7 protein-coding genes are annotated in these 13,623 nt (G+C 65.2%); all 7 read left to right on the forward strand.

Going from position 1 to position 13,623, the window contains the following annotated elements; all coding sequences use genetic code 11:
* Window positions 1–4 precede the first annotated feature (4 nt).
* The 7 genes from AC1HIY_RS11790 to AC1HIY_RS11820 all read left to right on the forward strand — a co-directional run bounded on the left by AC1HIY_RS11790 (window position 5) and on the right by AC1HIY_RS11820 (window position 13,570).
* Complete coding sequence (locus AC1HIY_RS11790; RefSeq protein WP_479577006.1) at window positions 5–1,276, forward strand: IS256 family transposase; 1,272 nt, start codon at window positions 5–7, stop codon at window positions 1,274–1,276.
* A 17-nt stretch (window positions 1,277–1,293) separates the two neighbouring features.
* Window positions 1,294–3,627, forward strand: coding sequence for a TonB-dependent receptor plug domain-containing protein (locus tag AC1HIY_RS11795; protein ID WP_479576939.1), 2,334 nt, complete (start codon window positions 1,294–1,296; stop codon window positions 3,625–3,627).
* A gap of 84 nt (window positions 3,628–3,711) precedes the next feature.
* A complete protein-coding gene (locus tag AC1HIY_RS11800) occupies window positions 3,712–7,119 on the forward strand; it encodes a fibronectin type III domain-containing protein (protein WP_479576940.1) in 3,408 nt (1,135 codons plus the stop codon).
* Window positions 7,120–7,171: 52 nt separating this feature from the next.
* Window positions 7,172–8,212 (forward strand): PorV/PorQ family protein, encoded by a 1,041-nt coding sequence (locus AC1HIY_RS11805; protein WP_479576941.1) that lies wholly within the window; start codon window positions 7,172–7,174, stop codon window positions 8,210–8,212.
* Window positions 8,213–8,294: 82 nt separating this feature from the next.
* Window positions 8,295–9,932, forward strand: a complete 1,638-nt coding sequence (locus tag AC1HIY_RS11810) for an N-acetylmuramoyl-L-alanine amidase (RefSeq protein WP_479576942.1) — start codon at window positions 8,295–8,297, stop codon at window positions 9,930–9,932.
* A 210-nt stretch (window positions 9,933–10,142) separates the two neighbouring features.
* Complete coding sequence (locus AC1HIY_RS11815; RefSeq protein ID WP_479576943.1) at window positions 10,143–11,462, forward strand: SpoIID/LytB domain-containing protein; 1,320 nt, start codon at window positions 10,143–10,145, stop codon at window positions 11,460–11,462.
* Window positions 11,463–11,539: 77 nt separating this feature from the next.
* On the forward strand, window positions 11,540–13,570 hold the full coding sequence (locus AC1HIY_RS11820; protein WP_479576944.1) for a TonB-dependent receptor family protein: 2,031 nt from the start codon (window positions 11,540–11,542) through the stop codon (window positions 13,568–13,570).
* Window positions 13,571–13,623 lie beyond the last annotated feature (53 nt).

The following is a 13,623-nucleotide window of genomic DNA, read 5'->3' on the forward strand; positions in this document are numbered from 1 at the left end:
CAGCATGACGGAAACCGACAAGATCAAAGCCCTCGTTGCCTACCGTATAGAGCAGGCCAATGATGCGCTCAAAGCTGCCGGCACGCTGATCGACACGAATCTCTTTCGCGATGCCATCAGCCGGGCCCTCGAAGCCGAACTCGACACGCTGCTTGCCAGCACCAGCGACCTTCGTGACGAGCACGGGCGTCGGCGCGTGGTACGCAATGGCTACCTCCCCGAGCGCCAGGTGCAGACCGGCATCGGACCCGTCGAGGTCAAAGTACCTCGCGTGCGCGATCGGGTCGGCACGGGCGAGAGGGCCATTGGTTTTGTGCCATCGATGCTGCCCCGCTATATGCGCAAGACACGCTCAATCGAGGCGCTGCTTCCTTGGCTCTACCTCAAGGGGGTCTCCACTGGCGACTTCTCCGAGGCCCTAGCCGCCCTGCTCGGGGTCGAGGCACCGGGCCTCTCGCAGGCGACGATCTCACGGCTCAAGGCTGGCTGGAAAGACGAGTACGAGGCCTGGACAAAGCGCGACCTCTCCGCCCGACGCTACGTTTACCTCCGGGTCGAGGGTGTCTATTTTAACGTGCGCATGGATCAGGATGACCAGTGCATCCTGGTGGTCATCGGTGCCACGAGCGACGGGCGCAAGGAACTGCTGGCCATAGAGGACGGCTACCGCGAGTCAGCGCAGGCCTGGCGTGAACAGCTGCTCGACCTCAAGCGACGGGGGCTTAAGCAGGCCCCGCAGATGGCCCTCGGCGACGGAGCGCTCGGCTTCTGGAAGGCCCTCTCGGAGATCTACAGCCAGACGGCGCAGCAGCGGTGCTGGGTCCACAAGACGGCCAACGTGCTCAATTGCCTACCCAAGTGGCAGCAGGCCAAGGCCAAGAGTCGGCTGCACGATATCTACCTAGCGGCCACGAGGCAGGAGGCTGAAGAGGCCTTCGACTTCTTCCTTGAGGCCTACCAGGCCAAGTATCCCAAGGCGGCGGCCTGCCTGGCCAAGGACCGAGAGATGCTCTTGGCCTTCTACGCTTTTCCGGCCGAGCACTGGCGCCACCTGCGCACGACCAACCCGATCGCATCGACCTTCGCCACGGTAGGACTGCGCACAGCGAAGGTGCGGGGTTGCTTCTCGCGCGAGACGGTGCTGACGATGGTGTTCCAGTTCGGTCGCTGCGCCGAGAAGAAATGGCGTCGGTTGAATGGCTCGGAGCATCTGCGCGACGTAGCCGCCAACGTCACCTACATCGACGGATTTCACCCAGACAGGATCGCCGCCTAGAGATCGACGCCCTGCCCGTGGAAGGCTTCTTCGGCGTGCTCGTCACGCAGGCGGGCGTCAACCAGGGGGCGGACGGGGCGATCCACATCCGCGGCGGGCGCTCGAACGAGATCGCTTACCTCGTCGACGGACTCTCGGTGGGCAACCCCTTCGAGACGAACGGCCTGGCCACGAGCGTCGCCTCGGACGCCATCCAGGAGATGACCGTCATCTCGGGCGCGTTCAATGCCGAGTACGGACGCGCCATGTCCGGCATCGTCAACCTCGTCACGAAAGAGGGCGGCAACGACTACCACGGCTCCGCCAGCTTCTACGGCGGCGACACCGTCACCGGCAACGACGACATCTTCTTCACCCCCTCCGGCTACCGGCTCAATGTGTACACGTTCGAGAGCACCCTCAGCGGGCCGGTTCCCTTCTACCAACCGCTCCGGTTCTTCGTCTCCTACCGCCGGGACGTCGACGACGGCTCGATCTTCGGCTTCCGCGAGCACCTCCCCTCCGACTCGGCCAACTTCAACGGCGACCCCGCTCTCCTCGAAAACATCCGGGAATTCCTCCCCGACTACGACGGACCCGCCTGGTATTATGAGCTTCAGGGCAAGCCCTGGTATGAAGTCGCCGACGACCCCGCCGCGGCCCGCGGCGAACGGGTGGCGATGAACCCGAATTCGAGCGCCAACTTCATCGGCAAGCTGAGCATCCGGCCCTTCTCCGGCGTCAAGGTCGAATACTCGTTCCTCCACGACCGGGGCAAACGGAAGCCGTTCAACTTCGCCTACCGCTTCAACCCCGACGGCGTCGTCACCAACCGCGACAAAAGCTACAACCACAGCCTCCACTGGACCCACACCCTCGACGACCGCACCTTCTACACGCTCCGACTCTCCTACGCCACGAATGAGTTTCAACAGTATCTTTACGAGAACCCCCTCGATCCCCGGTACGTCTCTTCCAACAAGATCCAGGGCTTCCCGGGCAACAACTTCCTCTTCGGCGGCAACCAGAAGAGCCACATCGACGAGCGCTCCCGCTCGCTCCGGACGAAGTTCGACTTCACCCGGCAGTTCGGCGTCGTGCACGAAGCCAAAGCGGGCATCGACGTTCAATTGCACAGCCTCGACCGCGAGAACTTCGTCGTCCTCTTCGACGGAGATCAGTACAAGGAACCGACCGTGCCCCCGCTCGACTCCCCGGCGCACGATCGGTATGAAGGTCAGAAAGTGACCGAGTTCAGCGCCTATGTGCAGGACAAGCTCGAGTTCGAGGACTTCATCATCAATGCCGGGATCCGGTACGAGCGCTTCGACCCGCACGGGCAATACATCCCCAACCTGCTCGACCCCTTCGGTCGGGATACGCCGCTTCGTAAAGCTTCCGTCAAACAGTTGGTGTTGCCGCGTCTGGGGGTCTCCTTTCCGATCACCGAGACCGGCATCGTCCACTTCTCCTACGGCCATTTCGCGCAGATGCCCACGCTCCGGCGCATGTATCTCAACCCCGAGTTCGAATTCCCGAAAGGCGCCCAACCTACCTTCGGCAACACGAACATGCGACCCGAGCGCACGGTGCAATATGAACTCGGCCTGCAGCAACAACTCACCGACGACGTCGCCTTCGACGTCACCGGATTCTTCAAGGACATCCGCGACTACCTCGCCCGGCAGACCGTCCGCTTCAGCACCATCGCCGGGGAGGACGTCTACAACATCTACCTCAACCGGGACTACGCCAACGTCAAGGGCGTCACCTTCGCGCTGACGAAACGACGGCAACGAGGCGGCCTGGTCTCGGCCACGCTCGACTATACGTTCCAGATCGCCGAGGGCAACCGGAACGACGCCAACGCCTTCTTCTTCAACTTCCTCTCGGGCCGCGAGAACGAGTTCGAGCTCATCCCGCTCGACTTCGACCAGCGACACATCGTCTCCTCCACGGTCACGCTCACGAAGCCGGGCAACTGGGGCCTCTCGGTCATCAGTTCCTTCTCGACCGGCTATCCGTACACCCCGCTGCTGATCGACCAGAAGATCGACCAGCTCCCCAACAGCGGGCGGAAACCGGCGCAGATCAAGCTCGACCTGCATCTGTACAAAGATTTCCGCTTCGGCAAGATGACCGTCCGCACGTTCGCAAAGGTCTTCAACGCGCTCGACCGGCTCAACGAGCGGTTCGTCTTCAACGACACGGGCCGCGCCACCTATTCGCTCAACGGACAGCGCGGCATCCACGCCACGTGGGAACCGGCCTACGGGCAACCGGGCATCCACACGCTCGACGAGTACAATACGCGCCCCCATTATTACTCCGCCCCCCGCGAAATCCGCCTCGGAGCGACGCTCAGTTTTTAGAGAATGGCTTCCGCACGCGACGGCCCAAAGCTTCCCGGCGCGGAGCAGAGATACCGGATCTCGAAAATCAAATTCGACGAGATGATGTTTAAACGGTTTGTATGGATAACCTTCAGCCTTTTTCTGGCCCTCCCCGCTTTCGCTCAAACGAAGGCCGATGCACAGACGCGGCAGCGGGGGTGGACGTACGACCAGGTGCGGCAATGGGTCGACGCGCAGTCGGCCAAACAGGTCCGGCGCTCCGACCTCGACTGCGTGGACTTCACCAACCGCCGCGACGCCGTGATGAACGGCAACCGGATCACGACGCAGATCCTCAACTTCGGCTCGATCTCCTCGCCCGGCAACACCATCACGGACATCGTGTGGAACGGCCTCGGCTACGGCTTCGAGTTCGGTCCCTTCGTCGCCGCCGAAGTGGTGGACGAGGGACATCGGGACCCGAAGAGCGTGCAACTCCGTGACGACAACGGCAACCTCGTCCTCGACGAGAACGGAGACCCGATCTGGGTGATGCACATCGTCTCGGACGGCATCGTCTCCAATGGCGGCGAGGTCTCTCCCGACGGCTCCGCGTTCTGGGGATGGCAGCCGATCCCGTGCGCCGAACCGGTGGGCAACTTCGGGGGCATCGAGGTGGTGAGCCAGACCTCCAGCCTCATCCCCACGAGCGACGCGCCGGACAAGGACCTCGACGGCAAGCCCGACTCGTGGCCCGCCTCGTGGTTCAACGAAAACCTGAAACAGTACGTCTGGCCCGGCGCGCTGCAGCAGGGCGCCTCGAACGCCGACAAGGAGGCGCTGTATTTCATGAACGACTACATGAACTGCGAATTCGCGTATGATCCCTTCCCCTCCGACCCCGACCGAAATTGCGGCCTCGGCCTCGAAGTGGAGGTGCGCATCTACCAGTGGGCCAACCCCCTCGCCGAAGACGCCATCTTCCTCATCTACAAGATCACGAACAAGAGCGAACGCGACCTCGAAAAAGTGACCTTCGGCATGTGGGGCGACCCCCACATCGGCGGCCCCGGCGACTGGCCGGACGACTTCGCCTTCTTCGACAAAAACCTCGACATGGTCTTCGCGTGGGACGCCGACGGACGATCCGACATCCCCGGACGCGTGCCCGGCTACTTCGGGTACAAATTCCTCGAAAGTCCCGGCATCGGCAATGAGATCATCGGCGGACAGTTCTTCGAGGGCGACGGCATCGACAACGACGACGACGGCATGATCGACGAGTCGTGGACCGACGGCATCGACAACGACAACGACTGGAACATCGACCGCGACGACGTGGGCATCGACGGCATCCCCGGCACGGGCGACACGGGCGAGGGCGACGGCGTGCCCACCGCCGGCGACCCGTTCGACATCACCAAGCCCGGCGAGCCCAACTTCGAGTTCACCGACATCGACGAGAGCGACATGATCGGGCTGACCTCGTTCGCCTCTCCCCGCTTCGCCGGCAGCCGCATCTCGAACGACGAGCAGGTGTGGGACTGGGTCCGCCCCCAGCGCTTCGACAGCGTCCCCACCGAAGCCGGCGACTACGTCTTCCTCTATGGGTCCGGCTCGTTCGGCCTCCGCGCCGGAGAGACGAAACGCTTCTCCATCGCCCTCATCGTCGGAGAAAACCTGGCCGACCTCAAGCTCAACGCCGCCACCGTGCAACAGATCTTCGACGTCGGTTACCGCTTCGCCAAGCCGCCGGACAAACCCGTCGTGCGCGCCGTCCCCGGCGACGGCAAGGTGACCCTCTACTGGGACGATCGCGCCGAGCGCTCCGTCGACCCCCTCTCCCGTGAAAACGACTTCGAGGGCTACGTCATCTATCGCTCGACCGATCACGAGTTCAGCGACCAGCAGACCATCACGGACATCAACGGCTCGAAGTTTCTCTTCCGGCCGCTCACGAACGAAGTCGGCGTCGAAGCCAAGTTCGACCTCGAAGACGGCCTCAAGGGCCCCTCCCCCATCCCGTTCCCTCAGCGCGGCGTCTCGTTCGACCTCGGCGACGACACGGGGCTCTTCCACACCTATGTGGACTCGAACAACGTCGTCAACGGGCAAACCTATTATTATGCCGTGACGGCCTACGACAAAGGCTTTGCGGGCGGGGACGAGGGCAGCTTCCTCAACGGCATCCCGCCCAGCGAAACGAGCAAGACGATCACATTCAATCCCGTCACCGACGACTTCATCTTCGACGTGAACACCTCGTCCGTGATTCCGCGTCCGCGCGTGACGGGCTACGTGCCGCCCACCATCGAGGCGGGGGGCGGCATCGTCCACGAACAGGGCGCGGCCACCGGGCAGATCACCCTCAACATCATCGACGAACTCGCCGTGAAGGACGGCGCGACGTACGCCATCGACTTCGAGGAGGTGGACGACCGCGTGATGTACTCCGTCATCGACGAGACGCCGCAGACGGTCACCGTCCGGGCGTCCATCGGAAAGACCTCCTCGCTCGGCTTCCGCAACGTGATTCCCGAGACCTTCCGCCTGACGACCGCTTCGGGGACGGTGCTTGAAGAGGGGACCGACTACACCCTGCTCCCCGAAACCGGCTCGGTGCAGATCTTCTCCGGCGCACAGGACGGCGACGAGCTCCTCGCCACGTTCAAGTACCGCCCCCTCTACCGGAGCGACCGGCTGCACTCGGAGGAATCGAACCTCGTCTTCGACGGCATGCACCTCTTCGTCCAGGACGACCCGCTCGAACTCGACCTCGACCAGACGGGCTGGGTCGAAGGCGGGCAGGACATCCCGTTCGAAGTGCGCGTGGCCACGGCCGGGCCGGGGCGGAAAGCGCAACCGTTCGACTATGAGATCCGCTTCACCGACAGTCCCGTGACCATCGGCTTCAACAACAACCTCCCGCTGCCCTTCGACGTCTCGAACCTGACGCGCGCCAACCAGCCGATCCAGACCTTCGTGCCGGACATCAACCGGAACGGCCAGTGGGACGTGAACGAGCAGATCATCTTCCTCGAACTGGTCGACGGCGAACTGACGGCCACGTGGGAGCTCAAGCTCGAAGACGTGGGCCGCATGCCCGGCGACGGCGACGTGTTCTTTATTCGCACCCGCAAGCCGTTCCGGGGCAACGACATGTTCACCTTCAAGACCGTCGCCGCCACGACCGACGCGGCGCAGGTGAAGGAGGGGCTCCGCAACATCTATGTGGTGCCGAACCCGTACGTGGCCACGAACGAGATCGAGCCGCGCAACCCCGTCTCCCGCTCCGAGCGCGGCGACCGGCGGCTCTACTTCGCCAACGTCCCGCAGAAGTGCACCATCCGCATCTATACGCTCGCGGGCGAGCTCGTCGACACGATCGAGCACGACAGCGCCCTCGACGACGGCAAGGCCTTCTGGAATCTCCGCACCAAAGACAACATGAACATCGCCTATGGGCTGTACCTCTTCCACGTGGAATCCGAGGAAGGCTCGTACATCGGCAAGTTTGCGGTCATCAAATAAGCGGGACGACGTTCGTGCGATTGAACGTTCAAACTTTCAACGTTTTGACGATATGAAACGATTTCTCCTTTTGACGACCCTGGCGCTCCTCGCGCTCCCCGTGCGGGCGCAGACCATCGGCGACGCGTCAGAGTCGCGGACCATCACGAAGGTGGGCACGACGTCGGCGCAGTTTCTCAAGCTCGGCGTCGGGGCGCGGGCCATCTCGCTCGGCGGGGCGTTCGTGGCCGAGGCGAGCGACCTCTCGGCATTGTACTGGAACCCGGCGGGGCTGGCCCGCATGAACGGCAGCGCCGTCCAGCTGGCGCACACGCAGTACCTCGCCAACATCGACTACAACTTCGCCGCCTTCGGCATCAACCTCGGAGGCGCGGGCACGCTGGCCGCCTCGCTGATCTTCCTCGACTCGGGCGAGATGGACGTCCGCACCACCCGCCAACCCGAGGGCACCGGCGAGCGCTTCAAGGTCCAGGACTTCGCCCTCCAGCTCTCGTACGCCCGCCCTCTCACCGACCGCTTCTCCATCGGTGGTACGCTCAAGTACGTCAACGAGCGCGTCTGGCACAGCACCGCCTCGGCGCTCGCCTTCGACGTGGGGCTGCTCTTCACCACCCCGTTCCGCGCGCTCCGCCTCGGCGCGAGCATGTCGAACTTCGGCCCGAAGATGCAGATCAACGGACGCGACATCCTCTTCAGCACGGACCCGGCTCCGGAACAGCAGGGCAACGTCGAGGTGGTCAACTCGGAGTTTCTCACCGATCGCTTCGCGCTGCCGCTCCTGTTCCGCGTCGGCCTCGCCTGGGACGCCGTCGCCACGGCCAATCATCGCATCGTGCTCATGACCGACGCCGCGCACCCGAACGACAACAGCGAATACGTGAACATGGGTCTGGAGTACGTCTTCCGGGACCTGATCTCGCTTCGGACCGGCTTCCGCAACCTCTTTGAAGTGGACGGCGAGCAGGGCCTCACCTTCGGCGGCGGGCTCAACTTCCGCATCGACCGATCGCTCCGTGCCCGCTTCGATTATGCCTATGCCGACTTCGGCCGCCTCGAACAGACCCACTGGTTCACGCTCGATCTCGTTTTTTAAGGATTCACCTACGAAACGGAAAGGGCCGCGCAGTCACTCAATATTCATGCGCGTCCTTCGTCCTTTCGCCCGATGATTGCCCATGAAATACCGTCTACCGCTGCTCTTCGGACTTTTCCTCCTTCTTGTCGCTCCGGCCCGCGCCCAGATCCTGCACGATCTGACGGACCGCACCGTGACGCTCTCCGCCCCGCAGACGACCCGCACCGGCAAGCGCGCCGAGATCACCCTCTCCGCTCCGACCGTGGAGGAAGCCTTCAACGGCGTGGTCATACAGGGATTCTCCACCGACCCGGCCTTCGTGGGATGGATCCGCTTCGAGGAAGGCGGCGCCTGGGGCGACTGGTTGCCCCTGCACGTCGTGCGCTCGGCCACCGGCGGCACTTTCGTGGCCGGTTATCGCGGCAACGTTTTTCGTGAGCGCACACGCTTCGAACTCCGCTTCGACGTGGCCGCGGAGGCGTCCTTCTCCCTTACCGGCGCGGGCGTCTTCGACAACCGGAAAGACGACGACTACCGCGCGCGCGAAGGAGGCGCCATCGTCCCGCTTCCCGGAAAGAAGACCGGCGAAATCATCCCTCCGCCGCTCATCACCCGGGCCGAATGGGGCGCGGCGCCCTTCATCCGCGGCAACCCGGTCCCGCTCGCCAACCCGGACTACAAGTACATGACGTTTCATCACGCCGCCGGCTTCTCCGCCACGACCAGAGAGGAGGGCATCCGGCAGGTGAAGGCGATCCAGGACCTCCATCAGAACGTGCGCGGCTGGAGCGACATCGGCTATCAGTTCGCCATCGACCGGGGGGGGCGGCTGTATCAGGGACGTCCGTTCCTCGACGGCAGCACGTCGCTCGAAGAGGTGCCGGTCCTCGCCCTCGGGGCGCACGTGGGCGGGTTCAACACCGGCAACATCGGCGTGGTGATCCTCGGCTGTTATCATCCTCCCGAAGGCTCCTATTGCAATGAGGTCATCACCCCCGAGGCCCTCGACACGTACATCACCCTCTTCGCTTTCCTGAGCGAACGCTACGGCGTCCCGCCCGAACTCATCCGGGGACACCGCGACTTTTCGAGCACCGCCTGTCCCGGCGACAACAATTATCCCCTCCTGCCCGGCATCCGCGCCGATGTCGCGCAGTTGATCCTCACCGGCAATGCGCTGCTCGGTGAAGCAACCCTCGCCGCCGCGACCGACGCCGACGGTGTGGTCACGCTCGAATGGGACTTTCTCAGCGATTTCGGCATCGTTGCCTATCGCATCGAACGCACTTTCGAGGGCGTCACGACCGTGGTGTATGAAGGCGAGGACGCCGTCCCCGACCGTTTCGTCGACGTGGGCGTCCGGAAGCCGGGCGTGGTGCTGTACGAACTCTATGCGCGGAGCGCCACCGGACGCGAGCAACTGCTCACCGCCGCCGAGGTCGTCGTCGGCGTGCCCGAACGATACACGCTCGCCGACGCTTTCCCCAATCCCTTCAACGGACAAACCACCATCCGGTATTTCCTCGAACGCGACGGCATCGCCTCGCTCCGCGTCTATGACGTCACCGGACGCGAGGTGCAAACGCTCGTCGATACGTTCCAGAAAGGCGGCCAATGGTATGCCGCGCGCTTCGATGGCTCGGGACTGCCGGGCGGCGTATATTTCTATCGCCTCCGCGTCGAAGGCTTCGCCACGACCGACTTCGACAAGACCGGAAAGCTCGTGCTCGTGAAGTGACGGCCACGCGGGCGGCGTCTCGGAAAGCTCCCACCCGAGGGGCTCGGATCTCTCAGGCTTCCCCCCGCGTAATGCCTGGCGCACCCGCCCGACGCGCCCTATCTTTCCCGTGTTCGCACCCCGGAACGTTGCGCGCTTCGGGCAGGGCCTTCCCGCATGTCACCGGTCTATTCCCTCATGCCGTCATTGTGCGCTCATCGCTGTCTCGCCATGCTCGCGGCCTGCCTGACGATCCTTTCCGGAGCGTCTCCCAGCCGCGCCGCCTCCGATGACTTGCTCCGCATCCTCCTTTTCGAACAGAACCGGCCCGGGGCGGTGACCGTGTCCGGAGCATCGGGGCTGGCCCTTTTCATCGGAGAGGAAGCCGAGCCGTTGTTCCGTCTGGCTCCCGGCGAAGCCGTGCACATCGAGGCGCAAGCGGGCGAGATCCTTTTCACCGTGTCGGGCCGGGGAATCCGCACCCGCAGCCTTCGGATCGAGCCGAACGACGACGCGACGTTCACGCTCGACGTCACCGCCGGAGGCGATCCGGTCGCGGCGCGGCGATACGAGGGCCACCTCACCGTCGCGCCTGCCTCGGGGGGCGTCCTCGAACTGGTCAACCACGTTCCGGTGGAGGCGTACGTGGCGAGCGTGGTGGCGAGCGAATACGGGTTCGACGACCTCGAAGGAGCGAAGGCGATGGCCGTCATCATCCGCACGTACGCCCTCCGCGTCCTCGGGAAGTTCAGCGAGGACTACGACCACGTCGACCACACGCTCTCGCAGGTCTATCGCGGCGCGGACGCGGTCACGGACGTCTCTCGCGAGGCGGCCCGGCGAACGCGGGGCGAAGTGCTCACGTACGACGGCGCGCTCGTCGAAGCGGTCTACTTCGCGTCGAGCGGAGGACACACGGCGGACAATGAAACCGTGTGGGCAACCGAGCCGAAGCCCTACCTCCGAGGCATCCGCGACCCGTACGACCACTCGCCGCACGCAACGTGGAAAGCGACGATCCCGAGGAAAAAGCTCCTCGACGCGCTCTCGAAAGCGTATGGTTTTCCCGTGGAGGGCATTCGCATCGCCCGACGAAGCCGCGACGGGCGCGTGCAAACGATGACGCTCCTCGGCGCGCGTGAACGGACCATCTCCGGCAATGCGTTCCGTCTCGCCGTGATCCGTACCTTCGGCGCGCGGACACTGAAGAGCACCTTCTTCGACGCCCGCGTCCGGGGCGAAACCTATGTCTTCGAGGGACGCGGGTTCGGGCACGGCGTCGGGCTGAGCCAGTGGGGCGCGCATGAGATGGCGCAAAAGGGCCATTCCTACCGCGACATCCTTACGTTTTATTATACGGGTGTGGCCCTCTCCCATGATGCGGACTATGCCGCGCTCCTGGGGCGTGAACGCGAAGCGCGCGCGCCGACGGAGCCGCCGCCCGTCACCGTCGCCGATGAGGATCCGGGGCCCGCCGCTTCGCCCCCGGCGGTCGCGGAGAAGACGCCTGCCGCGCGAGCGAAGAAGAAGCGGAGACGGCTCGGCTGGTGAGGGGAAGGTCGGACGGCCTCCTCCCTCTCCACGCTCCGCCTCGGACCCCACCCGATCCTTCCACCCATCGTCCCCCTATGCGTCCTCGTCCTTCTCTCCTTTCCCGCTCGGGTCTGATCATCCTCGTATTTATTGCCGCCTCCGGGAGCGTTTTCGCTCAGTCGCCCGACACGGCGCGTGTGGTTTTGCCTGAGATCGAGATCGAGGCGGCGCGCGCCACCGAGACGGAGGCGACGGCCCCATATGCCGTCTCGGTGTTGGTCCGGGGTCCCGAGCGGGTGGCGCAGGAAGCCGACCTCTCGCTCGCGTCCCTTCTGCGCGAGCTGCCCGGACTGTGGATCAACGACCGGGGGCATTTCGCGCTCGGCGAGCGTCTGTCCGTGCGCGGCATGGGCAGCCGGGCCGCTTTCGGCGTGCGCGGCGTGCAGGTGATCCTCGACGGCGTCCCGCTCACGATGCCCGACGGGCAGGCCGTCCTCGACGTCGTCGACCCCGCCTTCGTTCGTCGCGCCGAGCTCGTGCGCGGACCGGCGTCGCGGTTCTGGGGCAACGGCGGCGGCGGCGCGCTCTTTCTCTCGACGGCGTTCTTCTCGGATCGGCCCATGCTCCGCGCCCGCGTGCTCGGCGGCTCGTACGGCGCGAGGCAGGCCGCCTTCGAAGCCTCCGTCCCGGCAGGACGGCATCGCTTCCACGTCCATGCCTCCGACTTCCGCAGCGACGGCTACCGCACCCACAGCGCCGGCAGGTTCAGCCGCGCCGGTCTCCACGGCGACCTCGCCCTTGACGCGCGCACACGCCTGCGCCTGACCGCCGCCCTCGCCGCTCAGGACGTCGAGCACCCCGGCTCGCTCACCCGCGCTCAGTTCGAGGCCGACCCGCGCGGGGCCAACCCTCGCTTCGCCGAGACGCGGGCGGGCAAAGAGAGCCTTCACGCACAGGCGGGCGCCACCCTCCTCCGAGACACCGGGATCGGACTCTTCACCGTCACCGCATACGGCCTCTCCCGCACCCTCGACAACCCCCTTCCCTTCGCATACATCGACCTCGACCGGAAGGCGGGCGGACTTCGGTTCATGCTCCGCGCGGCGCGCGACCGCCTCCGATGGGGCCTCGGCCTCGACGCCGGGTTTCAGGCCGACAACCGCCGCAATTTCAACAACGATGCCGGACGGCCGGGACAGGATCGCCGGCTCGACCAGCGTGAAACGGTCCGCGACCTCGCCGCCTTCGGCTTCGTGAGCCTCCCGCTCGCTGCGCCGCTGCGCCTCACGCTCAGCCTCCGCGCCGACCACATCCGCTTCGCCATGACCGACCGCCTCCTCACCAACGGCGATCAGTCCGGGAGCCGCACTTTCTCCGCCGTAAGCCCCGCCGCCGGGGTCGCCTATCGTCTCGGAAAACTGCTCTTTTTTGCCAACGTGAGCACCGCTTTCGAGACGCCGACCACGACCGAACTCGTCAACCGCCCCGACCTCACCGGCGGCTTCAATCCCGACCTCGATCCTCAAAAAGTGCGGGGGCTCGAAGCGGGCGTGCGGGGCGTCCTTCCCGGCGTCCCGGTCCGCATCGACTTCGCCGTGTTCCGCCTCGCCGTGCGCGACCGGCTCGTGCCGTTTCAGGCGGAGGACGACGGCCGCACGTACTTCCGGAACAGCGGGGCCAATACCCACGACGGCGTGGAGGCGGCCGTCACGTGGTCGCCGCGCCCGTGGCTCACGCTCCGGACCGTGTATGCCGGCAGCCGGTTCGTCTTCGACGACGAGGCCCTCGCCGACCACCGCCTCCCCGGCGTCCCTCCCCGCCGCTTCTTCGGCGACATGCGTGTGGAGCAGCGAGGATGGTGGGCGCGTCTCGCGCTCGAACGTGCGAGCGCGTACTTCGTCAACGACGCGAACACCGAGCGGAACGACGGATACACGGTCGTGGACGTGTACGCCGGGCACGCGGGGCTGTCTGTGGGCCGCGTCCGGCTTCAGCCTTTCGGCCGCATCGCAAACCTCTTCGACGCGCGATACAGCGGTTCGGTGAGCGTCAACGCCTTCGGCGGGCGCTTCTTCGAGCCCGCCCCGGGCCGTGTCTTCGAGGCGGGCCTTAACGTGACGCTGTGAGGCGCACCGGGTGGCTCTTTTCACGGACGCGCCCTATCATGCGCCGTGTCCGA

It is taken from the genome of Rhodocaloribacter sp., from assembly GCF_056451265.1.

Coding starts and splice junctions, on each gene's coding strand:
- AC1HIY_RS11790 (WP_479577006.1), top strand. CDS start 5: ATGACGGAAACCGACAAGATCAAAGCCCTCGTTGCCTACCGTATAGAG.
- AC1HIY_RS11800 (WP_479576940.1), top strand. CDS start 3,712: ATGTTTAAACGGTTTGTATGGATAACCTTCAGCCTTTTTCTGGCCCTC.
- AC1HIY_RS11805 (WP_479576941.1), top strand. CDS start 7,172: ATGAAACGATTTCTCCTTTTGACGACCCTGGCGCTCCTCGCGCTCCCC.
- AC1HIY_RS11810 (WP_479576942.1), top strand. CDS start 8,295: ATGAAATACCGTCTACCGCTGCTCTTCGGACTTTTCCTCCTTCTTGTC.
- AC1HIY_RS11815 (WP_479576943.1), top strand. CDS start 10,143: ATGCTCGCGGCCTGCCTGACGATCCTTTCCGGAGCGTCTCCCAGCCGC.
- AC1HIY_RS11820 (WP_479576944.1), top strand. CDS start 11,540: ATGCGTCCTCGTCCTTCTCTCCTTTCCCGCTCGGGTCTGATCATCCTC.